Raw genomic sequence first — 23,197 nt, forward strand, 5'->3', positions numbered from 1 at the left:
CCCTTTAGTTCAGCGGGTACCTCCATTATAGTGGCGCCATGAATGCTTGATTAGAATAATGTAATGAGATTTTTGCTGCTAGCCCTGATATGCCTATTGTCGCTTCCAAGCTTTGCTACTCCCACAAAAGCCAAAACTACCACGACTACCGATCAGCTGATCAATGCCAATTATCCGCTGTTCACTAAAGCATTTACCGAGCTTGACCCCGAAGTTACCGCAGAAATATATTCGAAAGACGCAAGCTATCTCTCTGAAAGTCAAAGTAAAGAAATCTATTATGGCCGCGAGAGCATTGTTGCTATTTACCAGCGATTTTTCGATAAAATTCGCAATAAAAAGGCCCGAATCGATATCGATTTTCGGGTGCTTAACCGTAAGTTATCGGGCAATAGTGCGTTTGACACTGGCTATTATCTAGTGCGTTTTTACCCCGCTGAAGAGACTGGTGAACCTGTGAGTGAGTTTGCAGGCAAATTTGTGATTGGCACTCAAAAGGACTCTCAGCAGCGCTGGAACGTTACGCTGGATATGAACAACCGTGCCGAACCTAGTTTCTATTTGAATGCCAAACCTGTACCCAATCTTTACTATGGCCGCCAGTTCCCACCGTTACCTGATAGCCAAAAGAAAAAGCAATAATTGTTTATATTTTAAAGCAATATTATTATGACTCACGAAAAAACCTGCCCTTGCGGCAGCCAAAAAATCTATCAAGATTGTTGCCAAGCACTGCATATAGGTCTCGATTCTGGCGCACAACTGGCGATGAGTCCTGAGCAATTAATGCGTTCTCGCTACTGTGCTTTTACGTTGAAAAATTTTGATTACATCATCAAAACGCACCATGCAGATTACCTCGATGGCTTAACCCTTGAACAGCTCCAACAAGGTCCACATCCCCAATGGTTAGGGCTTGATGTGTTATCCGCCGATGAAACCATTCACCCCGATGGCCGCAAGCACGGTACTGTAACCTTCAAAGCCTGGTATAAAATGAGTGGCGAGATTGATGCCATTTACGAGCGCTCGGAGTTTATCTTCGAGCAAGATCGTTGGTTTTACACTAAAGGCCATCAAATGCATGCCAAATTGCCGGGACGTAATGATCCCTGCGTCTGCCACAGCGGTAAGAAGTTTAAGCAGTGCTGCATGAAGGGTTAACAAAAGATGGTTTGTAAAACAAAAGGCAATCGATTGATTGCCTTTTGTTTTTATATCGCCAGAACGGCTAATCTGAATGGTTAATGCGTCACAAGACTAGGTTCTTTCGCCGCCAATAAGAATTGTGCAAACTCGGGCTCTCGCAGCGCTGGGCTGTATAAATATCCCTGCGCCTGATGGCAAAAACTCTTGGCTAAAAATGCTTCCTGCTCAGCGGTTTCAACCCCTTCTGCGGTCAAGGAAATGTTGAGCGCGCTCGCCATCGCGATAATGGCCGAGACGATTTCTTGGCTTTCGCGGCTAATGGTGAGATCGGAGATAAAGGAGCGGTCAATTTTTAACTTACTGATCGGGAACTGTTTAAGATAACGCATCGAGCTGTAGCCCGTGCCAAAATCATCGATGGCCAGCCCCACACCCAGCTCCGCTAATTCCTGACATAAGAGCGTGGCATGGCGAATGTCGCCCATTAATTCGGTCTCGGTGATCTCAAGGATTAGGGTTTTGGGCTTTAAACGATAACGCGTCAGCAGTTGCCAGACTTGCTCATACAGGTTCCCGCTAAAAAACTGCCGCGCAGACACGTTAACATGCATGCTCAAATCGGCATTATGGTGCTGCCAAATATTTAGTTGTCGACACGCGGCTTCAAGCACCCAACTGCCAATGGCGTTGATCATCCCTGATTGCTCGGCAATATCGATAAACGCGCCGGGATACAGCACACCTTTTTTGGGGTGATGCCAGCGGATCAAGGCTTCAGCACCGATATAGGTTTGCTGCTCAAGGTCCCGTAAGGGTTGATAATAAAGTTCAAATTGACGGCCGCGGATAGCGCTATGCAAATCACGCTCGATTTGCGCATCTTCCTTAAAGGCACTGAGCAAAGTGCTGTTAAACACTTGAATGGCCGTGCCCTTTTTCTTCTTCGCGTATTGCACCGCAATATCGGCGCAGGTCAGCGGTGCGAACAGATTCGCCACCGAAGCGATATCGACAACCGCAAGTGCGGGTTTAGGTTCAATTTGCTCACGACCAATTAAAATCGGCATGGCTAAATGCTGATATAGACGGGTACTGAAATAATCGAGATCGTAAACCGCGTTATCATCGGTGAGCAACACAGCAAATTCGTCACTGCCGACACGGGCGATTTCGGTCGCCTTATTGATTTCCGAAAAATGTTTTAAGCGGCGGCCAATTTCGATCAGCAAGCTGTCGCCATTTTCATGGCCATAGGTATCGTTAAATCGTTTAAAGGCCACTAAATCGACCAGCAGCAACAATCCATTGGTGGTTTTCTCTAATACCCGATTAAAGTGGCTGCGATTATTCAGCCCAGTGAGGCTGCAACGCCAAGCTAAACGCTCCAGCTCCGCCTTATAATTGTGCTCATCCGTGCTTTCTTCACCCGACACTAAGGCGTAATGATTGCCGCGATCGGTGATAAATTGACTGACCACATACTTGAGCCAGTAGCGACTGCCATCGGCACGATTGAATTGTACCTCGCCCTTGGCTTGCTCGCCTCTGAAGATCTGCGCTAAGGTTTGCTCAGCTAATTGATTGTGCTGCTTAAAAAAACTTAACTCACGTAAATTGGCGCCAATGCTTTTTTCACGCGCTAAGCCAGTGATCTCTTCATGGGCTTGGTTGACGTATTCGACTTTTTCGGTGTGCAGGTTAATCAGCATGCTCATCTGGCGTGACTGCTCGGTGGCACAGCGAAATAGACTTAGGCGTTCTTCTTTATCATAGGTATGTTTAGTGGCCAGCGTTAAGGCCAGCTGATCGGCCATTTGGCAGGCAAGATGGATTTCGCTGTCGTGCCAATGGTGAGTCAGTTGCGCTCGCTCAAGGCAAAGCACCCCTTCGAGATGGCCATTAATGCGAATGCCAATCTCGAGACTGGATAAAATTTGCCGAGGGATAAAGTAGTTATCGACTAACTCAGTCAAACGCGGATCGATAAGCGAATTACCCGCATCGATATGGCGATGATTTTTGAGTTCATTTAAATAACGAGGCAGCGTCTGCAACTGCGAGGGGCGGTAAGTGTCTTGTAGGGCCATAGCGCCAAATTGCGCGACGAGGGATTGGCTAGATTGATCGGCAGAAAAAATCCAAACCGACACCAGAGAAACGGCTAAATTCTCACAGAGTAGCTCTGTTGCTAGCTCTGCGGTTTTCGTAAAGTCGCCCTGCTGCTTAGCCGTAGAATGAACTAAAGACTCTAATAAGTGCTGATGTTGACGTCGCTTCACTCTAATCCCTACAAAACATCGTGTTGGGTAACACAGATACTACAGCGAGTAGCACGACTCATTTCAGCGTGCTAATTGCGCCAATCCTGAATATTTTTGTCGATGCAGATTACACATTGGCATTTCAAACAGCAACATCGAGCACAATTTATTACAAATTAATCAACATTTACCGCAGGGTTTTATGCTTACAGCCCGTTCTCTAATTGGAAAATCATCTTCTCGACACTCACATCGAAGACCAGCTTGAGGATAACGCCTGCGTCATTCTTGACAATGTTACCTTGGGTTTGGCTAAAGCGCGCTTGAGCCCGTTCCAGCATCTTGCTGGCTTCGACCTCAGCCTGTGCACCCGCAAAGGATAACTCCAGCATTGTATCCTGCTCATCAATCACAGCGCCTATATCCACAAAACTGCCACAATCGGTGCAAGTGTCGTTTACGGTAGCCGCTTGTCCTGCAATGATACCTTTCATCTGTTTTTCCTCATTAATCGCTATACAGCTGCATTTAAGGGTGATGCATCAACTTAAAGCTGCATCATTAACGCCTTATTATAGATAACTGTGACGTCAGAGACTCAGCTTTAGCTCACGCTTATTATTGTGTAACGACACAGTTGATGGCTATTTGGTCAACAATTCCCTTAAAGTCTAGATGTTTTTAAAGACCGAATCTTCCTCAACGGCCCGATAGTGACTTGGAGACTGGCTAGGCGCTGGCTAATAACGGCATCAAGTTACGTTGAATCGCCAGTAGATCGGCAAAATGCATGATGTCCATTTTAGGAGATGGCAATTGCCCACGTTGACGCAGGCGTGTGGTGAGATCGCAATTGCTTAAGGCTTCAGCCATGGCGATAGGCTCGCCACCGCGGATCACTAAGGCTTCAGGGCGCAATGCCTGTTGCAGTTGAAACGCCCTCGCCCCTTGCTCGGCGAAAACGGCACTATTGTCGGTAACATTGTTATCCGTCGATAAATCCGCCACAAGCGCTTGTTTTGGGGGTAACTCAAACTGACGTTGCAATTTTTCTGCATTATCGAGCTCTTTTTGCCATTGAAACTGCGCCATGTCCCTCGCATCTGCAGACAATAGCGATAGCAACAGGGCGAACTCACCTCGCCTGTTGTGTTCTATTGCCGCATTTAAGCGGGAGCCAATTTGGGCTTCGTTGATTAAAGGAACATCGATTTGCATAAAAAAACATCATTAAAACAACTCGTTGTTAGTTAATCGACCAGTTGAACAAGAACTTTAGGAAAATTTTCATATTTAGACTTTACATGCCAAACGTTTCTGACTACTATGGCGGCCGCAATTGAGGAGGGGTTCCCGAGTGGCCAAAGGGATCAGACTGTAAATCTGACGGCTCCGCCTTCGAAGGTTCGAATCCTTCTCCCTCCACCATTTGCACTAACAATTAGCGATGCTATAAAAGATACTCGTGGAGGGGTTCCCGAGTGGCCAAAGGGATCAGACTGTAAATCTGACGGCTCCGCCTTCGAAGGTTCGAATCCTTCTCCCTCCACCACTTTTATCTTGTGTAGTTCGACAATCGTTAGTCTGCTGTAAACTTGCTTTATCCTTAAATCCGGCCAAGATTTAAGATAACTTTTAAATCCGTCTTAATAAGTCAGAGTTAAAAGTTGAAGAAAATATGTGGAGGGGTTCCCGAGTGGCCAAAGGGATCAGACTGTAAATCTGACGGCTCCGCCTTCGAAGGTTCGAATCCTTCTCCCTCCACCACTTCTTTCTTCTCTCACACTTTATCTCGCGTCATTCTCCCAGTTTTCTTAGTCTTACTCACGCTTATTCAAACTTATTCTATCGCTTAACCTTTAATCCATGGATTTTGCTGATAAAAAACGCCCCATTCGGAGCGTTAAAACTATTTCTGAGCATTAGAGACCCATGCTGCTGAGCTAAGTGGCCATTAATCGATATTCAAGTACTTATGGGTCTGAATCGATAAACGCCAGCTGCGGGCAATACACACCTTCATCGCTAATTCCGTCGCCCTTGGTTTTTGGCTGATCGGTTGCAGACAAATAGTTTTCGCCGACACATCAATCCCTTTAAGTAACTCATCGAGTTCGTCGATATGATTTTCGGTTGCTATCGGGTGCTTTATCTCGTTGGCGCGGATCAAGGCCTGCGCTAACACCTTATAACCCCCTTTCATATTGATCTTTGGCGAGACAGTCACCCAGGTATCAGCATCGCACTTCACTTCAAAGGTGCCGCTGGTCTCGATTTGAGTGGCAAAACCGGCAGCATGGAGCGTGTGGGTTAATTCATGCAGATCGTACATACAAGGCTCACCACCGGTGATCACCACATGGCGCGCCGTATATCCCTTAGCGTTGAACGCCTCGATAAGACTCTGCGCCGTATGGTTAGCCCAGCGCCCTACGGAACCATCGACGGTGATCACTTGTTCGGGTGACACCTTGTTTTCCTCAAGCAGATCCCAAGTCTGTTTGGTATCACACCAAGCACATCCCACAGGGCAACCCTGTAAACGTACAAAAATGGCGGGCACTCCGGTAAAGACACCTTCACCTTGAATGGTTTCAAAGACTTCGTTGACTGGGTAATTCATGCTAGCGTTCCGTTTTTCTGGGGCGGCATTTATAGAGGATTTTAGCTGCAGCTGCAAGTTTTTACCGCCTCAGACAGAGTGATGCCAAGAGCGATATGCCCGTCGCCACACGCCAGCAAAGAGTTTGCAAGCCCTAGCGCCTGAGTTACACTTACGCCCTATTTTATGTGTTAATTTAAGTGGATCCTATGTCAGCAGCGTCAGTTTCAAAGGTGGTAGTGGTTTTCAGTGGCGGACAAGACTCAACGACTTGTCTTATTCAAGCCTTAACTCAGTTTGATGAAGTCCACGGGATCACCTTCGATTATGGTCAACGTCACCGTGAAGAAATTGAAGTTGCCAAATCCCTCGCCAAGCGCTTAAAGATCACTAGCCATAAGGTTATGGATGTGAGCTTACTCAATGAGTTAGCAATTTCTGCCCTTACCCGCGATGCCATCCCCGTGTCCCACGAATTAATGGAAAATGGCTTACCCAATACCTTTGTGCCTGGCCGCAATATCCTGTTTTTGACTTTGGCAGGGATCTACGCCTATCAATTAGGGGCCGAGGCGATTATTACCGGTGTCTGCGAAACCGATTTTTCGGGTTATCCCGACTGTCGCCACGACTTTGTGCGTGCGATGGAATCGGCACTGGTGCAAGGCATGGACAAAAAGCTTGAGATCATCACCCCATTAATGTGGCTCAACAAGGCCCAAACCTGGGCGCTGGCCGATAAATACCAGCAGCTCGATTTAGTTCGCCACCATACCCTGACCTGTTATAACGGCATAGTCGGTGATGGTTGCGGTGACTGCCCAGCCTGCCATCTTCGCAAACGGGGCTTAGAGGATTACCTGCAAAATAAAGCAGAGGTAATGGCCTCGCTCGACAAGGCAACTGAAACGGGTAAACCGCAGGCGTGAGACTGGTGACGTTAAAAACACTCGGCCCCTATTGGCTGGCGCTTATCGTCAGTCTGCTCTGTGCGCTCTTGTATATTGCGGGGCTTTTTACCCCGAGCATAGATAATCTGCTCGCCTATCGCCGCAGCGCCATCAGTGACGGTCAGTGGTGGCGCCTGATCACAGGTAATCTGCTGCATACCAATCATTGGCACCTGCTGATGAACCTCGCAGGATTATGGGTAGTGTTGTTTTTGCATCACTTTCATTACTGGCTCAAGGGCTTAACCGCGCTGTTTATTCTGCTTTGTCTATTTGAAGGCATTGGCCTGTATCTGGGTTATCCGCAGCTATTAGGCTATGTGGGACTGAGCGGCATGTTACACGGCCTATTCACCTTTGGTGCAGTGCAAGATATTCGCCGTCATCTCCGCTCGGGTTATTTGCTGCTACTCGGCGTGATAGTTAAAGTCGGCCATGAACAGTTTTATGGTGCCAATGATGATGTGACCGCCATGATTGGTGCACGCGTGGCCACCGAGGCGCATTTAGTCGGCCTGATCTGTGGCTTAGTCTGCGCGCTTATGGTGTTTGTGTTCCAGCGAACCAGATTCGCCAAGGAAACCTTGCGCTAATCTCTCCTGTTTTGATAAAAACATGCCATAAAAAAGCCGCCTCACATTGTTATGTTGGCGGCTTTTTATTAGGTAGTGAACCTTGGTATCTGCTTGATTAGCATCGCAGTCCTACGTCTAACGAGCTAAGACACAAATTTTAGTTAGGCGGTGATCAGCAACTCCCGTAAACGTTTCACCTCATCACGCAGGGCTGCCGCCTGTTCAAACTCCAAGTTACGCGCATGCTCATGCATTTGCTTCTCGAGCTTGTCGATATCATGGCTCAGCTGCGCCGCATCGGCTTGATAACGTTTGGCTTTAGGTTCGGCCACTTTACCCAGTGACGCTTGGCGATAACCCTTTTCAGTGTCTCTGCCATCGTCCACATCCATCACATCGGTAATACGCTTGACTACGCCTTTTGGCACTATGCCATGCTCAAGGTTGTAGGCGTGTTGTTTCTCACGGCGGCGCTCTGTTTCGCCCATCGCCTTGGCCATCGATTGGGTGATCCTATCCGCATAGAGGATAACCTTGCCATTGACGTTACGCGCGGCGCGGCCAATGGTCTGAATAAGCGAGCGCTCCGAACGTAAAAAGCCTTCCTTATCCGCATCCAGAATACAGACCAAGGAAACCTCGGGCATGTCTAAGCCTTCACGCAGCAAGTTGATGCCGACCAGCACATCAAACTTACCGAGGCGCAGATCGCGAATGATCTCCACCCGCTCTACGGTATCGATGTCCGAGTGCAAGTAGCGGACTTTGACACCGTGTTCATCGAGGTATTCGGTTAAATCCTCCGACATGCGTTTGGTTAAGGTGGTGACAAGCACCCGCTCATTAACGGCAACGCGCTTGGCCACCTCGGAGAGCAGATCGTCCACTTGAATGCTGACCGGGCGCACTTCTAACTCGGGATCGAGCAAACCCGTTGGCCGCACGACTTGCTCAACAATCTCGCCGCCACTCTTATCCAGCTCGTAAGGGTTTGGTGTTGCCGACACATAAATGGTCTGCGGCATCAGTTGCTCAAACTCTTCAAACTTCAGCGGCCGGTTATCGAGCGCCGAAGGCAAACGGAAGCCATATTCCACAAGCGTGGTTTTACGGGAGCGGTCACCCTTATACATGGCACCAATTTGCGGCACAGTGACGTGGGACTCGTCGATAATCAACAAACCATCGGCGGGTAAATAATCGAGCAAGGTTGGCGGTCCCTCACCCGGTGCACGACCCGACAAGTAGCGTGAGTAGTTTTCAATACCGGAGCAATAACCCAGTTCGACCATCATCTCGATATCGTATTGCACCCGCTCGTGGATCCGCTGCGCTTCAATCAACTTATCGTTGTCGAGTAAATACTGCTTGCGCTCACGTAGCTCTTCTTTAATTAACTCGGTCGCTTCGAGGATTTTTTCCCGCGGCGTCACATAGTGGGTTTTCGGATACACAGTGGTGCGCGCAATGCGCTTAACTATCTGCCCCGTTAACGGGTCAAACTCGCTTAAACGTTCAATTTCATCGTCAAACAGCTCTACCCGAATACCGTAGCGATCCGAGTCGGCGGGGAAAATATCGATGACTTCTCCACGGGCGCGGAAGGTACCGCGCTGCAACTCGAGATCGTTGCGAGTATATTGCAGTTCACTCAAGCGCTTAAGAATATCCCGCTGTCCCATGGTATCGCCCTGGCGTAGGTGCAAGAGCATCTTCATGTAAGAATCGGGATCGCCAAGACCGTAAATTGCCGATACAGAGGCAATCAAGACCACATCCTTACGCTCCAGCAGTGCTTTCGTGGCCGAGAGACGCATTTGCTCGATATGGGCGTTGACCGACGCATCCTTTTCAATAAAGGTGTTCGATGCGGGTACGTAGGCTTCTGGCTGGTAATAGTCGTAATAAGAGACGAAGTACTCCACCGCATTATTGGGGAAAAACTCTTTCATCTCGCCATAAAGCTGCGCCGCCAGTGTCTTGTTTGGCGCCATAATAATCGTCGGGCGCCCAAGCTGGGCAATCACATTAGCGATGGTGAATGTCTTACCCGAGCCCGTCACCCCCAAAAGGGTTTGACAAGCTAGGCCAGATTCGAGGCCATCGACCAACTTGGCGATGGCCGTGGGCTGATCCCCTGCGGGGGCGAATTGGGATTCAAGCTGAAAAACAGATTCTGACACGCGAACATATCCTTGTGGTTAGTCGACTCATTCTAATCAAGTCGTCCATTAAGCTCCAGCAGTTATCCTTCTTAAACCATGCGCACAGATTTGCATTAACTCAAGTGGATGACAGTTTGATGGACAGAAAGTGAAACTTTTTGACCACGAGGTTTTAATGCTCAAATTGGCGATAAAACGCCCTAAAACTCAGGAGAAATGCCAAATTAATACACAAGAGTTGACTTTCACTTGCTTACAAAATTGCAACCTGAATCGAGTCAGAAAAAGATAAGGCTTGCAATTATTATCTATCTGAAAAATATGGCTTAATATTTTTATCGCCAAAATAGTGCAATTTAAGTCCATCGCCCGCACGGCAAGGCTTTGCTGCCTGTTTCAAGCCGCAACTCACAGGGTTATCCACAGAATTTGTTGATAAGTCGAAATAAGTGAGAAACCATGCGGGATTGAGGAGTATTTCACCCTAGCGTCAGCTGATGGACGGCTTTGGTAATTTAATTACATTTGATAAATGTTACTACTTGTTACAGCTGCAAGCATTCGAAAAATCTGATACATGTCCAACTGTTAGGCTTTAACCTTGGCATTGCAGCATAAAATGACAGCGTTTACCCATTCACGACGTATTAATGTCGGCAAAGCCTTTATATAAGGCTCGTTCTCCTGATTGATCACCGCTCCGGATAACTGCGCTAAATTAAGTCCTCTGCTAACGCGGCGGCAAAAAGTGCTTCATCAGCCGATGCAACCACAAAGAGGATTTCGGCTAAGTCTTGGATTTTTTGAAAATCAGGGTCATCTAAGTGCATAGATAATTCACGGTATTGACGCAGTACATCTAAAGTCAACGGTTCCTGAAGTAAGGCTTCCGCTTGCGCTAATCGACTCATTGCCATAGTTATCACCTCTCGGGATGTTTTCGATGCCACTTATATCGTTAAAAATGGCGCCTACCTGTCGCTATAGGGATAATGTGAAGTGTCTTGGGTTATCGCTTTACCCATTGCTTTGCATCGGCGCAAAGGTCAAATTGAATACCGCATACTCAATTCGACCTCAATCGTGCCGTTTCGTTGCCACGAATTTGAACTTTATCTAGTTAAGACCGAGCTTTTAGAAATTTCAAATTAACCATTAACCCCAATAACTGCTGTCAATTTAATCAATTAAGCCTTTTGGGGATTTTTACTGGCGGATAAAAGCCAACTGAGTTTGGATGTTTACATACGCTATCTTACGAAAACATAAGTTATTTCTTCATCAAAATGCTGATTTCTACACCGCAATGCACATTAGATGAGCACTTAACAGCATAATTACACTTTTTTTAGTAACTCGAGTTGACTCATCCCACAGAGCGTTTTACTATGCGCTCCGTTCTCAACGAGTCATCGAGACAAGAGAAACGATTCCCCTGTAGTTCAGTCGGTAGAACGGCGGACTGTTAATCCGTATGTCACTGGTTCAAGTCCAGTCAGGGGAGCCAAATTTCAATCTCGATAAAAGTGAGGATGCAGTTAGGTAACTAACGATTCCCCTGTAGTTCAGTCGGTAGAACGGCGGACTGTTAATCCGTATGTCACTGGTTCAAGTCCAGTCAGGGGAGCCACTTAATTATCAATCTGTTGCGTTAAAACGATTCCCCTGTAGTTCAGTCGGTAGAACGGCGGACTGTTAATCCGTATGTCACTGGTTCAAGTCCAGTCAGGGGAGCCACTTAATTATCAAGCTGTTGCGTTAAAACGATTCCCCTGTAGTTCAGTCGGTAGAACGGCGGACTGTTAATCCGTATGTCACTGGTTCAAGTCCAGTCAGGGGAGCCACTTTCAAGATGATATCTCAAGTCGATAGCAATATCGCACCCTCTACTCCCCTGTAGTTCAGTCGGTAGAACGGCGGACTGTTAATCCGTATGTCACTGGTTCAAGTCCAGTCAGGGGAGCCACTTTCTTGCGAGTCCATCCAATCTTCTAAGCTCCAATAACTCGTCATCTAGGCGTGTGTTTTCATTTCTGTTTTACGCCAAATACGGTTACACTGTAAGCAGTTTGTTAACCAAAATTCCGAGTATCATCACGCAGATAGGGATATTGACTGAGCACTCTCTTAATATTCTGTCCGCAAATACTTCACCACATTGAGAGCGGATTTTTATGGCGATGTCTAAATCATATCCCATCTTTTTATTGTTGATTTTTTTAGGGCTGTTTGGTTGGGTTTATCACAACGAAAATAATCAGCTCCAAGTGCAGCAACAGCAAGAGCTCAATAACTTTAAACAGTACATGGGTAACTTTGCCCAATGGCAAGGTAATGGCGCTGAGCTTTACCAAAGTATTGCCAGCCATTATCCGCTGCAATTTTTCCAATATGTCGATGATACCGACGGACAACTTAATTTTACTCAGGGCGATCTCAACTCCCAGAGCCCTCACCTGCTAGCCGGATTGTTTGCCTTAGATTTATCCCATACGCAAAAACTGGCTGCGGGGCGTTTACAGGTTAAGTTGAGTGCCGATCAAGCGATTGAAAATGCGATCACCAGTACCCAGCAATTGGGGATGGTATTGGTACTGACCTATATCCTGTTGATTGTTGTTTTTACTTTTCTTATCAACAAATTAAAATCAGCTATCCGTTATGCGGCAGAGTATATCTCCCACATTCCTGACATGAATTTTTCTGCCATTGAATCTTCGAAGCTTAACGGTGAAATGGCGCCAGTGAAATTAGCCTTAGAAGACTGCCGAACTCAGCTCAAATCTAAACTGGATTTACTGACCCAAGAAAATCAAAAATTACATAAAGCCGCTTATCAAGATCCTGTGACGGGTTTTGGCAGTCGCCCACCTTTTACCACGAAATTAGAAAGCATCAGTAATCGCAGCATCCCACAACTCGGGCTGTTAGCCATGGTCAAAGCGACTGAGCTTTCCCATGTGAACCAATTGCAAGGCCGCTCTGCAGGTGATGATTATCTCGCGAGTGTTGCCAATTGCATTCGTAAGGCTTGTTCAAAATATCCCGATTCTGAGTGTTACCGTGTCTCCAGTGCCGATTTTGCGATTTTTTTACCTGATTTAGTGTTAAAAGACGGTCCTAAATTTTTAGAACAACTTAAAGTGTTCCTCGATGAATACCAACAAATGACCCGAGCCGAATCGGTGGCGCACATTGGCTTAGTGCCTTATCAACAGGGGACCGATCCCGTTAATTTGCTCTCCTTAGCAGACACCGCTGTCAGCATTGCGCAAACCTTAGGTCCCAATAGTTTCCATATTCAAGAGAAACTCAACGGCGATGAGCAGTTTGGGGATGACCGTTGGAAAGTGGCAATCAACGACTTAATCACCCGCCAAGCGTTGAAATTTTTTCAACAGCCGATTCAGCCTTGCCGCAATGATGTCGAGGTCTATCGCGAGTTACTCGCACGTTTTTACAACAACGAAGGCAAGTTTTTACCTACCACCACCGTCATCGCCATGGCCGAGCGCCACGGCATGAGCACGGAATTAGATAAATTAGTGGTGATCAGCACATTAAGAATGCTTAAAGAAAATCCGACCATTAGCGGCAACTTTGGCGTCAATATCAGCGCCTTTTCGGCCCATCAAGAATTGTTTGTAGGCTGGTTAAGGGATGTGTTGAGCAAACATAAATACATCGCTTCTCGCCTAGTGTTTGAGATCAACGAATCCGGTATGCAGGCCAATTTAGGCGCCAGCTATAAGTTTGTCCGAGAAGTCCATAGTGTCGGTTCGCGGGTCTCAATTGAGCGCTTCGGGATGAGCTTTACCTCCTTCAAATTCTTCAGTGAAGTGCGCCCCGACTACATTAAGCTCGATGGCAGCTACACCTCATCAATCGATGAAGATAGCAATAATAAGTTCTTCGTACGGATGATGGTGGATGTAGCACGACGCATCGGCATTCGAGTTATCGCCACCAGTGTCGAGCGCCAAGAGGAAAAACTGACCCTCGAAAAACTCCTCGTCGATGGATTGCAGGGCTATTATATTGCCCAGCCACAGGCCATTACCTTAACTGACCAAATTTAAACCAGCGCAGGGTTAATGGAGCGCGCAAATTTACAGTAAAGATAGTTAACCCTGCATTCTATATGTTGTTTATGCAAACGGAAAAGTCGATAATACGGCCAAGATCCGTTTAGACAAGTATTGAGATGAGTGAATATCTCCTGTTGTTGATCAGCACCGTACTGGTCAACAATTTCGTATTAGTGAAATTCTTAGGTTTATGTCCTTTTATGGGGGTCTCCAGTAAATTGGAGTCCGCTATTGGCATGTCCATGGCGACCACCTTCGTGTTGACCTTGGCATCCATTCTCAGTTACCTCGTCAACCAATATCTATTATTGCCTTTTGACCTCAGCTACTTGCGTACCATGAGCTTTATTCTGGTGATTGCCGTGGTGGTGCAATTTACTGAGATGGTGGTGCAAAAAACCAGTGCATCCCTACACCGAGCGCTCGGTATCTATCTGCCACTGATCACCACTAACTGTGCCGTACTGGGTGTAGCCCTGTTAAACGTGAACGAGAAACACGATTTTATTCAGTCAGCTATCTATGGTTTTGGTGCTGCGGTGGGTTTTTCCTTAGTGTTAATTCTGTTTTCCGCGATGCGCGAACGTTTAGCGGCCGCCGATGTGCCAATGCCGTTTAAGGGCGGCGCCATCGCCATGATCACCGCAGGCTTAATGTCTTTAGCCTTTATGGGATTCACAGGATTGGTTAAATAGATGTCCACCATGTTAATTGCCGTTATCTTACTGACCCTATTGGCATTGTTCTTTGGGGTATTACTCGGATTTGCCGCCTTAAAATTTAAGGTTGAAGGCAATCCCATTGTCGATGAACTCGAAGCTATCCTGCCACAAACCCAATGTGGTCAATGTGGTTATCCCGGTTGCCGTCCCTACGCCGAAGCCATTGCCAATGGCGATAAAGTCAACAAGTGTCCTCCCGGCGGCACTGCAACCATGGAAAAGCTCGCCAACTTAATGGGTGTAGAGCCAGAGCCGCTCAATGCCGAGGCTCAGTCCCAAGTCAAGAAAGTCGCCTACATTCGCGAAGATGAATGTATTGGCTGCACTAAGTGTATTCAGGCCTGCCCTGTCGACGCCATTATCGGTGCGGGCAAACTCATGCATACCGTGCTCACCGCCGACTGCACAGGCTGCGATCTCTGCGTCGAGCCCTGCCCCGTTGACTGTATCGAGATGATCCCTGTGGGCCAAAATCTAAAAAACTGGAACTGGCGCTTAAACGCCATTCCCGTGACTCTTATCCAAGAGACCCCGCACGAAGAAAAGAGAGGATAAGCGGTGCTGACTTTATTAGATCAATTAGATAAAGGAACCCTTTGGCGCTCACCCGGTGGCATTCATCCGCCTGAAGTCAAATTCCTCTCCAACACCACGCCAATTAGCCAACTGCCATTAGCGCAGGAATACTTAGTGCCTGTGCCACAGGTAGGTGAGAACTGCACTCTTGCAGTCAAAGTGGGTGACAAAGTATTAAAAGGCGCGCCATTAACTCAAGGCACCTCGATTTGGCATTTGCCGGTGCATGCGCCAACCTCTGGCACTGTAATCGCCATTGAGCCAAGAGCCAGTAACCACGCCTCGGCCTTGCCGGTCAATACCTGCGTGATTGCCGCCGATGGTGAAGATCGCTGGTGTGAGTTAACGCCTGGCTCAATTGAGCTCAGTAATCATGAAATAATTGCCAAAATCCATGGAGCCGGCATTGCCGGTATGGGGGGCGCCGCCTTCCCAAGCCATATCAAGCTTAATCCCGTCAGTGAAATCGAATTAGTGATTATCAACGGCGTGGAGTGTGAGCCTTATATCAGCGCCGACGATCGCTTAATGCGCGAATACAGCCAAGACATTCTGGCGGGTATTGGGATTATCCATCGCCTCCTAGCGCCCAAGCGCATTGTGATTGCTATCGAAGACAACAAGCCCGAAGCCATCAAAGCCATGCAACAGGCGGTGAGCCAATCCACGCTTCCAGCGGGCAGCACGCGGGTAACGGCGATACCAACCAAGTATCCTTCTGGCGGTGAGAAGCAGCTTATTCAGATCATCACGGGGCGTGAAGTGCCATCAGGTTCCATCCCCGCTAAGCTTGGCATTGTCGTGCATAACGTAGGAACCGCGTTTGCGATTCACCAAGCCGTGACCCAAGGTAAACCGCTGATTGAACGTGTGGTGACAGTTACCGGCCAAAATGTGGGTAAGCCAGGCAACTATTGGTTACCCATAGGCACGCCCGTTGAGCATGTGCTCAAACATACTGAATTTAACGCCGAAGCCGATCAAAAAGTGATTATTGGCGGTCCTATGATGGGCCATGCGTTACCAACCATCCAAGTGCCGATTTTAAAAGGCACAAACTGTATTTTGGTGCCCAGCAGTCAAGAAATTGGAACCACGCCAGAGGATAAGGCCTGTATCCGCTGCGGCGAATGTGCCAATGCCTGCCCTGCACTCTTGCTACCACAACAACTGTTTTGGCATGCAAGAGCGGAAGAGTATGACAAGGCGGCCAGTTACAACCTTAAGGACTGTATCGAATGCGGGTGCTGTAGTTATGTGTGCCCCAGTGATATCCCACTGGTGGAATACTACCGCATCGCTAAGTCGGCACTAAAACAAGCCGCCGATGAAAAGCATCAAGCCGAGCGCGCCAAACAGCGCTTCGAGGCGCGTATTCAACGCCTCGAGGAAGAAAAGCTCGCCCGCGAAGCCAAGGCTAAGGAAGCCGCTGCGCGTCGCCAAACGACCATGACCTCAACGGATAAGAATGCCGTCGCCGAAGCCATGGCGCGGATTGCGGCCAAAAAGGCAGCTGCGGCAGAAACCACAGCGGATAACGCTCCGGTCGAGGTCGTTGCGGCTGATGCAAGCAGCCCTGAGGCGCCTAAGGGTAAGGCGGCCGTTGCCGCCGCGATTGCTCGAGCCAAGGCCAAGAAAGCCGCCGCTGCGGCGCAAGGGGCCGATGATGCAGAACCGTCTCAACTAGCAGTCTCTTCTGAGCAAACAGCTTCTTCTAAACCAAGCAAGCCAACTGAGCAATCCGAGTCTTTATCACAAAAAGATAAAGTCGCCGCAGCTATCGCTCGCGCCAAAGCGAAAAAAGCCGCATTAAAAACCGACTCGGATGCCAATGGCGACACTAACGTCGTGACAGACAACACAGATAAGCCAGCAACAGAAACAACGGCTAACGCAGAAGTGGATGACAAAAAAGCCAAAGTCGCTGCCGCCGTTGCCCGCGCAAAAGCTAAAAAGGCCGCCGCGCAGCAAGCTGAATCGAGTGAAGTTACCGAGGTTCTGCCCGAGTTAGCAGCAGACGCTCAGCCAGAGTCAAACGATGAATCTGGCAATGAATCAAGCTCAGTCGCTGAACCAAGCACGCCACTCAGTCCAGAAAATGAGAAAAAAGCTAAGGTCGCTGCTGCGGTTGCGCGCGCAAAAGCCAAAAAAGCCGCCGCGCAGCAAGCTGAATCGAGTGAGGTTACCGAGGTTCTGCCCGAGTTAGCAGCAGACGCTAAACCAAAATCGACCAATGAGTCAGACAATGAATCAGACTCAGCCACTAAACCAAGCGCATCACTCAGTCCCGAAGATGAGAAAAAGGCCAAAGTCGCTGCCGCCGTAGCCCGCGCAAAAGCCAAAAAGGCCGCCGCGCTGCAGGCTGAATCGAGTGATGTTGCCGAAGTTCAGCCCGAGCGAGTAGCAGACGCTAAGCCTGATTCAGACGATGAATCTGGCAATAAATCAAGCTCAGTAGCAGAACCAAGCGCACCACTCAGTCCCGAAGCTGAGAAAAAGGCCAAGGTCGCTGCAGCCGTTGCTCGTGCGAAAGCCAAAAAAGCGGCCAGAGAAGCGAATGCGATCAGCGATGCAAATGAATAGCACTGCAGCTTTAAAAGCTCAGTGCATTTAAAATTATTAGCTTAAAAATCAGTGACTCAAGATTAGATAAAAGGGATCACAATGGCGTTTAAAATAGCCTCATCACCCCATGTTACCCGTAATTTGCATACATCAACGGTTATGCAAAGGGTCATTTTATGCTTGTTACCCGGCCTTGTGGTGCAATGCGCCTTTTTCGGCTGGGGCACGCTTATTCAAGTGTTACTGGCGATTATCGTTGCCCTGAGCTGTGAAGCCGCGGTGATGAAACTGCGTAACCGCAGCATTAAAGCGAGTCTAAGCGATAACAGCGCCATGTTAACGGCGATCTTAATCGGGGTTGCGATCCCGCCGCTGGCGCCTTGGTGGATGATTGTCATGGGCACAGCCTTTGCGATTGTTATCGTTAAGCATCTCTACGGAGGCTTAGGTCATAACCTGTTTAACCCCGCGATGGCCGCCTATGTGTTGCTGCTGGTTTCCTTCCCGGTACAGATGACCAGTTGGATTGCGCCAAGTACGGTTGCGCTTAATACCCCAAGTGTGATCGATAGCTTGCAACTGATCTTTAATGTCGGCGCCCATAGTGGTATGGAGCAATTCCGTCTCGGCATCGATGGGATCAGTATGGCGACACCGCTCGATACCCTCAAAACCGATCTGTCCTTAGGGCTGACTACTACTGAGAGTATGGCCAAAAGCATATTCGATGGCGGCACTGGCGTAGGTTGGTTTTGGGTCAATTTAGCTTATCTTGCTGGCGGTTTAGTGCTGCTTAAATTAAAAGCCATCCGTTGGCACATCAGCACAGGCGTGTTGGTGGGATTATTTGTAGCATCGAGCATCGGCTATTTATTATCCCCCGATACTCAGGCAAGCCCGCTGTTCCATTTATTCTCGGGCGCGACCATGCTCGCCGCCTTCTTTATCGCGACCGATCCTGTCACCGCGGCGACCAGTCCACGCGGTCGTTTGATTTTCGGTGCATTAATCGGTGTCTTGGTCTATGTCATTCGTACCCAAGGTGGCTACCCCGATGCGTTCGCCTTTGCCGTGCTGCTCGCAAACCTGTGCGCACCATTTATTGACTACTACGTGCGTCCACGCACCTATGGCCACTCTGCGGGCTAGGCCTGTGGCATAAAAGAATCAAGCGAGCTTGAACAAGGATTCTTGAGGAATAAAAGTGAATAATCCAATGATTAAAAATGGTTTGCTGCTTGCCCTGTTTGCCCTGCTCTGCACGGGCTTAGTGGCAGTGGTTAATCAACAGACCTTAGATAAAATTAAGCAGCAAGAGCAGCAGGAACTGATGCGCGTGTTGCATCAGTTGATCCCCGATGAGATCCATGACAATGAGCTGACCGCGCAATGTACCCTGTTGCAGAATAAAGACGCGCTCGGCACCGATGATGCCATGCCAGCCTATATCGCCACTGCTGCGGGTAAGCCCGTTGCTATCGCCCTCGAAGCTATTGCCCCCGATGGTTACAACGGCAATATTAAGCTGATTGTGGGTATCAATACCCAAGGTGAAGTGTTAGGTGTACGCACACTTGCCCACCAAGAAACCCCGGGCCTTGGGGATAAAATCGATTTACGTAAATCCGATTGGGTCACCAAGTTTGTCGGAAAAGTGCTGACATCCGAAGATGATAAGCAATGGCAAGTGCAGAAAGACGGGGGTGACTTTGACCAATTCACTGGCGCAACAATCACACCACGCGCCTATGTGAAAGCGGTTAAACGCGCCGTATGGTACTTTACTCAGCATCAAGCAGAGATTTTCAGCCAACCTCTGAATTGTGAGGCCAACCATGACTAATTATCGCGAAATAGCCTGGCAAGGACTGTGGAAAAATAACCCCGGCTTGGTGCAACTGCTGGGGTTATGTCCACTGCTGGCCGTAACTGCCACCCTCACCAATGCCCTCGGGCTTGGGGTCGCTACTATGTTGGTACTGATTGGTTCAAACATTTTAGTCTCGTTGGTACGTGACTATGTGCCCAAGGAAATCCGTATCCCCGTGTTTGTGATGATCATTGCGGCGCTGGTAACCGCGGTGCAGCTGCTGATCAACGCCTACGCCTATGGCCTGTATTTGTCCTTAGGGATCTTCTTACCGCTGATTGTGACTAACTGCATTATCATTGGCCGCGCCGAAGCGTTTGCCTCCCGTAATAATGCCTTTAGCGCCGCCTTCGATGGACTGATGATGGGACTTGGCTTTACCTTAGTCTTAGCAGTCCTTGGCGCAACGCGGGAAATTCTCGGCCAAGGCACCCTGTTTGATGGCGCAGACCAACTGCTCGGCCCATGGGCAAAAGCCTTAACTATTCAGGTAAGGCAAGTCGATACGCCCTTCTTGCTGGCGATGTTACCGCCAGGCGCCTTTATTGTGATGGGCCTACTTATCGCCCTGAAAAACGTTATCGATAAAAAGCTTAAAGAGCGTCAACCCGAAGCGGCAGTGCAGCCAAGCGTAACACGGGCACGGATCACCAAAGTGAGTTAAGCCCTTATTGAGATAACAGCTTAAGTAGTGGGTTTAGCGTTAAACCCACTACTTACAAGGACCACTATGAATCAAGAAAAACGCATCCAAATCCTCACCCGCCTTCGCGAAAACAATCCCAAACCCGAAACCGAGCTGAATTTCTCTAGTCCCTTTGAATTGTTGGTGGCGGTGACTTTATCGGCGCAGGCGACCGATGTGAGCGTGAATAAGGCAACCGATAAACTATTTCCAGTCGCCAATACCGCCCACAGTATTTATGCCTTAGGCGTGGATGGATTAAAGGAATATATCAAGACGATTGGCCTGTATAACAACAAGGCCATCAATGTGATTAAAGCTTGTGAGATCTTGATTGAAAAATACAATGGCGAAGTTCCAGAGGACAGAGAAGCGCTAGAATCGCTTCCTGGCGTAGGCCGTAAAACCGCTAACGTGGTGCTCAATACCGCCTTTGGCTGGCCGACCATCGCCGTCGACACCCATATCTTTCGCATGGCAAACCGCACTAAATTTGCCCCCGGTAAAAATGTGGTCGAAGTCGAGGAACGCATGTTAAAGGTTGTTCCCGCCGAATTTAAGGTCGATGTGCATCACTGGTTTATTCTGCATGGCCGCTATACCTGTCTGGCCCGCAAACCCCGCTGCGGTAGCTGCATTATTGAAGATTTGTGTGAGTTTAAAGAAAAGGTCTATCCCGAAGAGTAAGGGCGCTACAAGGCTGTGGTTAAGCGCTTTAGTTAACGGCTTCTTGTTGGAGACAATTTGTTAAACACTTTGGTTGAAAACTTTTATAAAGGGCTTCCACGCTAGAGAAGATCTCGCTGAAAGTCCTTTTGTTATTAATGCTGTTATTAGCCCTATTGATATTAGCCCTGTGGTGCAGATTAATCGTTTGGTTGAGCGGCTTTTTGCTGCAATAGGGCGAGCAATTCTTCATATTTGGGCCCTTGGCCAAACTGGGGTAGCGCGACCGCAAAGACCACCAGCGCAAAGGCAATATAAATCGCGTACGGGTGACTCCAAAATCCTGCCAGCAGCGTAAGCGTGCCTAAGATAAGTAACATAATCACCCCAACACGCACTCGCTGCGCCATCTGCACTTTTTGTTTCGCGGCAGCGATTAACGCGAGTTCCGCTTGAGTAAATGCCATATCCAATCCTTTGCAGTAAACCTATCCGATAAAAATAACCCTCAAGCACAGTTTGCACCTGAGGGCGGTTTTACTGCAAACAATTTGCTAGCGGTATTACTGAACTAACACTGCCTCGGGGATAGGCCATTGGCTGACTAACCATTCGCCCTGCCAATTTTGAATCGACACCCACAGGCTGTCCGTTGCCGCTAACTTAGCGCCGGTTATCGCATGCACATGCTGGCCATGTTTACTGCCATGTAAAACCCCGTTTTCACCTTTTTGCAGGGCTTCTAATGGCAAGGCCTCTGGGCCGATATTGGCATAACCTTGGCGAATATGGGCGACATCACCCTGTTCAAAGATCAACATAAAATCTTTTACGTAATCATCGTGGTGTTTGTAAGGCGCCTTTAAATCTAAGGGCATTGGCGCGATTTTAAATTCACCAAGCTGCTGGCTCGGCCAAGCGGGCGGAAAGCTTGGGCTAAGCGATTGATAGAGAAACACAAAGGGTAAAATCAAAATCAAGCCACTGAGCTTATATTTATGCTTTAGCCAAAATATCGATGATGCCATTAGCGAGTCTCCCCTATCATATCTGCAGCTAAGTCTTTGGTTTCGGCCTGTTTAAAGGCGCGGACATGGCGCAGTCCCCACATCATAAAACCGGTAATAGACATACCTGAAAGCACCAGCCCAAAGAAGAACCAAATCAATTTAGTCCAAATGCCACCTAAGGTGCCGTAATGCAGCGGATCGGCAATATGCATTAAGGTTTGCATACCTGTCATGGTTTCTGGCGAGGTAGCGCTGGCGATTTCGCCGGTCCATGGGTTAATGCTGAGGCTATAGGAATATTGATCGTAAAAAATATGATCGCCACTACCGCTTAAATGGTACATATCCCGCTGATGCTCGGGCAGCATCACATAGCTTGGCTGAAAATCGGGAAAACGCTGCTTGGCTAAACTTAAGGCCTCAGTAAAGGAGACATTAGCGCTTGGCAGTTGCGTATCACCAGCTTGCATCAATGGCACTTGCTCGGCGGCGATCATAGGCGCATGGGATTCAATATCGATATCGGCATGCCAGAAGATGGCTTGGACTAAATACCACAGCCCTGTGAGGCTCATAATCGCGATAAACCAAATCGACCAGACGCCAGAGAGTTTATGCAGATCCGACAATAGAGTCTTCTTGCCTTGTGTTAGTCTAAGTTTTGGGGCAAAAAAGCTGCGCCAGAAACGTTTATAAACGATGAGTCCCGTTACCAATGAGGCGAGCATCAAAAGTGCCATAGAACACACAAGGTAATACCCCACGCTATAACCGCTCTGCCAAGGGAACAACAGCCAACCATGTAATGAGCGCATAAAACCGATAAAGGTTAACCCTTCATTGATCTGCTGGATTTCGCCCGTATATTGATTCACATAGGCGATGGCATAGGGTTTATCGGCATCGGTAAAGGTAATGGCATTGACTAAATAAGGCTCGAGGGTCATTGCCCCCATCACTTGCGCATTCGGATATGCCTTTTCGACCACCAGCATTAACTCGTCGACGGGTTTTGCGGGTAATTCGTTAGGATTAGTCGCACGAGCCGCTGGGTTGGTCAGCCAAGTCAACTCATGACTCAACACGGCCACCGTGCCCGTTAAACAGATAAAACTGAATAAAATCCAGATGGGCAATGACACCCAACCGTGTAACATAAACCAGAAGCGATTACTTATTTTCGCCATGGGGGATTGTTTCCTACCTCTTTTAGAATCCCAACAGTGTAAAGGTAATGCGAATTGTTATCAATACAGCATATTGATAATACGATAGGTTTATAAGATTTGTCACAAATTAGGCCGAGTTGCGCA

General features: G+C 48.2%; 21 protein-coding genes and 8 tRNA genes. 20 read left to right on the plus strand and 9 right to left on the minus strand.

Annotated elements, in window-relative coordinates; translation table 11 throughout:
* Positions 1–63: 63 nt before the first annotated feature.
* Positions 64–642, plus strand: a complete 579-nt coding sequence (locus K0H60_RS10835) for a YybH family protein (RefSeq protein ID WP_023267222.1) — start codon at positions 64–66, stop codon at positions 640–642.
* A gap of 27 nt (positions 643–669) precedes the next feature.
* A complete protein-coding gene (locus K0H60_RS10840; protein WP_220055709.1) occupies positions 670–1,164 on the plus strand; it encodes a YchJ family protein in 495 nt (164 codons plus the stop codon).
* A gap of 80 nt (positions 1,165–1,244) precedes the next feature.
* On the opposite strand, the gene K0H60_RS10845 is transcribed toward K0H60_RS10840, so the two are convergent.
* The 3 genes from K0H60_RS10845 to K0H60_RS10855 all read right to left on the minus strand — a co-directional run bounded on the left by K0H60_RS10845 (position 1,245) and on the right by K0H60_RS10855 (position 4,628).
* The gene (locus K0H60_RS10845) at positions 1,245–3,428 is read right to left on the minus strand and encodes a putative bifunctional diguanylate cyclase/phosphodiesterase (protein ID WP_220055710.1); all 2,184 of its coding nucleotides are present in this window, start codon (positions 3,426–3,428) and stop codon (positions 1,245–1,247) included.
* A gap of 188 nt (positions 3,429–3,616) precedes the next feature.
* Entirely contained in the window at positions 3,617–3,904 is a 288-nt protein-coding gene (locus K0H60_RS10850; RefSeq protein ID WP_220055711.1) for a DUF406 family protein, read from the minus strand.
* Between the two features lie 235 nt (positions 3,905–4,139).
* Positions 4,140–4,628: a VC2046/SO_2500 family protein gene (locus tag K0H60_RS10855; RefSeq protein ID WP_220055712.1), complete on the minus strand. Its 489-nt coding sequence runs from the start codon at positions 4,626–4,628 to the stop codon at positions 4,140–4,142.
* A gap of 125 nt (positions 4,629–4,753) precedes the next feature.
* Between K0H60_RS10855 and K0H60_RS10860 the strand changes: the two genes are divergently transcribed.
* The 3 genes from K0H60_RS10860 (at position 4,754) to K0H60_RS10870 (ending at position 5,177) form a co-directional block, all read left to right on the plus strand.
* A tRNA-Tyr gene (locus K0H60_RS10860) sits at positions 4,754–4,838 on the plus strand.
* A gap of 39 nt (positions 4,839–4,877) precedes the next feature.
* A tRNA-Tyr gene (locus K0H60_RS10865) sits at positions 4,878–4,962 on the plus strand.
* A gap of 130 nt (positions 4,963–5,092) precedes the next feature.
* Positions 5,093–5,177 (plus strand) — tRNA-Tyr (locus tag K0H60_RS10870).
* A 187-nt stretch (positions 5,178–5,364) separates the two neighbouring features.
* Here the strand turns inward: K0H60_RS10870 and queE are convergent.
* The gene (gene queE, locus K0H60_RS10875) at positions 5,365–6,033 is read right to left on the minus strand and encodes a 7-carboxy-7-deazaguanine synthase QueE (RefSeq protein ID WP_220055713.1); all 669 of its coding nucleotides are present in this window, start codon (positions 6,031–6,033) and stop codon (positions 5,365–5,367) included.
* A gap of 188 nt (positions 6,034–6,221) precedes the next feature.
* Here queE and queC point away from each other — a divergent pair, with 188 nt between their 5' ends.
* On the plus strand, positions 6,222–6,941 hold the full coding sequence (gene queC / locus K0H60_RS10880) for a 7-cyano-7-deazaguanine synthase QueC (protein WP_023267229.1): 720 nt from the start codon (positions 6,222–6,224) through the stop codon (positions 6,939–6,941).
* Positions 6,938–7,555, plus strand: a complete 618-nt coding sequence (rrtA, locus tag K0H60_RS10885) for a rhombosortase (RefSeq protein ID WP_220055714.1) — start codon at positions 6,938–6,940, stop codon at positions 7,553–7,555. The genes queC and rrtA overlap by 4 nt, the downstream gene beginning before the upstream one ends.
* A 143-nt stretch (positions 7,556–7,698) precedes the next feature.
* Here the strand turns inward: rrtA and uvrB are convergent, their stop codons facing one another.
* Both uvrB and K0H60_RS10895 read right to left on the minus strand, forming a co-directional pair.
* The gene (gene uvrB, locus K0H60_RS10890) at positions 7,699–9,720 is read right to left on the minus strand and encodes an excinuclease ABC subunit UvrB (protein WP_220055715.1); all 2,022 of its coding nucleotides are present in this window, start codon (positions 9,718–9,720) and stop codon (positions 7,699–7,701) included.
* A gap of 695 nt (positions 9,721–10,415) precedes the next feature.
* Positions 10,416–10,619 carry a hypothetical protein gene (locus K0H60_RS10895; protein ID WP_041412641.1) on the minus strand — a complete coding sequence of 68 codons (204 nt, stop codon included), beginning with the start codon at positions 10,617–10,619 and terminating at the stop codon, positions 10,416–10,418.
* Between the two features lie 514 nt (positions 10,620–11,133).
* Between K0H60_RS10895 and K0H60_RS10900 the strand changes: the two genes are divergently transcribed.
* The 13 genes from K0H60_RS10900 to nth all read left to right on the plus strand — a co-directional run bounded on the left by K0H60_RS10900 (position 11,134) and on the right by nth (position 20,895).
* Positions 11,134–11,209: transfer RNA gene (locus tag K0H60_RS10900), tRNA-Asn, on the plus strand.
* Between the two features lie 47 nt (positions 11,210–11,256).
* Positions 11,257–11,332, plus strand: a tRNA-Asn gene (locus K0H60_RS10905).
* Positions 11,333–11,363: 31 nt separating this feature from the next.
* A tRNA-Asn gene (locus K0H60_RS10910) sits at positions 11,364–11,439 on the plus strand.
* A 31-nt stretch (positions 11,440–11,470) separates the two neighbouring features.
* Positions 11,471–11,546, plus strand: a tRNA-Asn gene (locus tag K0H60_RS10915).
* A 46-nt stretch (positions 11,547–11,592) separates the two neighbouring features.
* Positions 11,593–11,668: transfer RNA gene (locus K0H60_RS10920), tRNA-Asn, on the plus strand.
* A gap of 208 nt (positions 11,669–11,876) precedes the next feature.
* Positions 11,877–13,781 (plus strand): EAL domain-containing protein, encoded by a 1,905-nt coding sequence (locus K0H60_RS10925; RefSeq protein ID WP_220055716.1) that lies wholly within the window; start codon positions 11,877–11,879, stop codon positions 13,779–13,781.
* Positions 13,782–13,906: 125 nt separating this feature from the next.
* On the plus strand, positions 13,907–14,485 hold the full coding sequence (gene rsxA, locus K0H60_RS10930; protein ID WP_011717121.1) for an electron transport complex subunit RsxA: 579 nt from the start codon (positions 13,907–13,909) through the stop codon (positions 14,483–14,485).
* Complete coding sequence (gene rsxB / locus K0H60_RS10935) at positions 14,486–15,067, plus strand: electron transport complex subunit RsxB (RefSeq protein ID WP_220055717.1); 582 nt, start codon at positions 14,486–14,488, stop codon at positions 15,065–15,067.
* 3 nt (positions 15,068–15,070) lie between these two features.
* Positions 15,071–17,671 carry an electron transport complex subunit RsxC gene (rsxC, locus tag K0H60_RS10940; RefSeq protein WP_220055718.1) on the plus strand — a complete coding sequence of 867 codons (2,601 nt, stop codon included), beginning with the start codon at positions 15,071–15,073 and terminating at the stop codon, positions 17,669–17,671.
* An 81-nt stretch (positions 17,672–17,752) separates the two neighbouring features.
* Positions 17,753–18,802, plus strand: a complete 1,050-nt coding sequence (gene rsxD, locus K0H60_RS10945; protein WP_220055719.1) for an electron transport complex subunit RsxD — start codon at positions 17,753–17,755, stop codon at positions 18,800–18,802.
* A gap of 55 nt (positions 18,803–18,857) precedes the next feature.
* Positions 18,858–19,496, plus strand: coding sequence for an electron transport complex subunit RsxG (gene rsxG / locus K0H60_RS10950; protein WP_220055720.1), 639 nt, complete (start codon positions 18,858–18,860; stop codon positions 19,494–19,496).
* Positions 19,489–20,187, plus strand: a complete 699-nt coding sequence (locus tag K0H60_RS10955) for an electron transport complex subunit E (protein ID WP_220055721.1) — start codon at positions 19,489–19,491, stop codon at positions 20,185–20,187. Before rsxG ends, K0H60_RS10955 begins: the two co-directional genes overlap by 8 nt.
* Before the next feature lie 66 nt (positions 20,188–20,253).
* A complete protein-coding gene (nth, locus tag K0H60_RS10960; RefSeq protein WP_011626118.1) occupies positions 20,254–20,895 on the plus strand; it encodes an endonuclease III in 642 nt (213 codons plus the stop codon).
* Positions 20,896–21,074: 179 nt separating this feature from the next.
* Here nth and K0H60_RS10965 read toward each other — a convergent pair whose 3' ends face one another.
* From K0H60_RS10965 to K0H60_RS10975, 3 genes are all read right to left on the minus strand, one after another.
* The gene (locus tag K0H60_RS10965) at positions 21,075–21,341 is read right to left on the minus strand and encodes a hypothetical protein (protein WP_220055722.1); all 267 of its coding nucleotides are present in this window, start codon (positions 21,339–21,341) and stop codon (positions 21,075–21,077) included.
* Positions 21,342–21,437: 96 nt separating this feature from the next.
* Positions 21,438–21,902 carry a PA2404 family protein gene (locus K0H60_RS10970; RefSeq protein WP_220055723.1) on the minus strand — a complete coding sequence of 155 codons (465 nt, stop codon included), beginning with the start codon at positions 21,900–21,902 and terminating at the stop codon, positions 21,438–21,440.
* The gene (locus tag K0H60_RS10975) at positions 21,902–23,071 is read right to left on the minus strand and encodes a PepSY-associated TM helix domain-containing protein (RefSeq protein WP_220055724.1); all 1,170 of its coding nucleotides are present in this window, start codon (positions 23,069–23,071) and stop codon (positions 21,902–21,904) included. The genes K0H60_RS10970 and K0H60_RS10975 overlap by 1 nt, the downstream gene beginning before the upstream one ends.
* Positions 23,072–23,197: the final 126 nt, after the last annotated feature.

The organism is Shewanella mangrovisoli (genome assembly GCF_019457635.1).
Taxonomy (GTDB): Bacteria; Pseudomonadota; Gammaproteobacteria; order Enterobacterales; family Shewanellaceae; genus Shewanella; species Shewanella mangrovisoli.

Excerpts from the sequence above, each read along its gene's own strand:
- K0H60_RS10835 (WP_023267222.1), top strand. The coding sequence starts at position 64 with ATGAGATTTTTGCTGCTAGCCCTGATATGCCTATTGTCGCTTCCAAGC.
- K0H60_RS10840 (WP_220055709.1), top strand. The coding sequence starts at position 670 with ATGACTCACGAAAAAACCTGCCCTTGCGGCAGCCAAAAAATCTATCAA.
- K0H60_RS10850 (WP_220055711.1), bottom strand. The coding sequence starts at position 3,904 with ATGAAAGGTATCATTGCAGGACAAGCGGCTACCGTAAACGACACTTGC.
- K0H60_RS10855 (WP_220055712.1), bottom strand. The coding sequence starts at position 4,628 with ATGCAAATCGATGTTCCTTTAATCAACGAAGCCCAAATTGGCTCCCGC.
- queE (WP_220055713.1), bottom strand. The coding sequence starts at position 6,033 with ATGAATTACCCAGTCAACGAAGTCTTTGAAACCATTCAAGGTGAAGGT.
- queC (WP_023267229.1), top strand. The coding sequence starts at position 6,222 with ATGTCAGCAGCGTCAGTTTCAAAGGTGGTAGTGGTTTTCAGTGGCGGA.
- K0H60_RS10895 (WP_041412641.1), bottom strand. The coding sequence starts at position 10,619 with ATGGCAATGAGTCGATTAGCGCAAGCGGAAGCCTTACTTCAGGAACCG.
- K0H60_RS10925 (WP_220055716.1), top strand. The coding sequence starts at position 11,877 with ATGGCGATGTCTAAATCATATCCCATCTTTTTATTGTTGATTTTTTTA.
- rsxA (WP_011717121.1), top strand. The coding sequence starts at position 13,907 with ATGAGTGAATATCTCCTGTTGTTGATCAGCACCGTACTGGTCAACAAT.
- rsxB (WP_220055717.1), top strand. The coding sequence starts at position 14,486 with ATGTCCACCATGTTAATTGCCGTTATCTTACTGACCCTATTGGCATTG.
- rsxD (WP_220055719.1), top strand. The coding sequence starts at position 17,753 with ATGGCGTTTAAAATAGCCTCATCACCCCATGTTACCCGTAATTTGCAT.
- K0H60_RS10955 (WP_220055721.1), top strand. The coding sequence starts at position 19,489 with ATGACTAATTATCGCGAAATAGCCTGGCAAGGACTGTGGAAAAATAAC.
- nth (WP_011626118.1), top strand. The coding sequence starts at position 20,254 with ATGAATCAAGAAAAACGCATCCAAATCCTCACCCGCCTTCGCGAAAAC.
- K0H60_RS10965 (WP_220055722.1), bottom strand. The coding sequence starts at position 21,341 with ATGGCATTTACTCAAGCGGAACTCGCGTTAATCGCTGCCGCGAAACAA.
- K0H60_RS10970 (WP_220055723.1), bottom strand. The coding sequence starts at position 21,902 with ATGGCATCATCGATATTTTGGCTAAAGCATAAATATAAGCTCAGTGGC.
- K0H60_RS10975 (WP_220055724.1), bottom strand. The coding sequence starts at position 23,071 with ATGGCGAAAATAAGTAATCGCTTCTGGTTTATGTTACACGGTTGGGTG.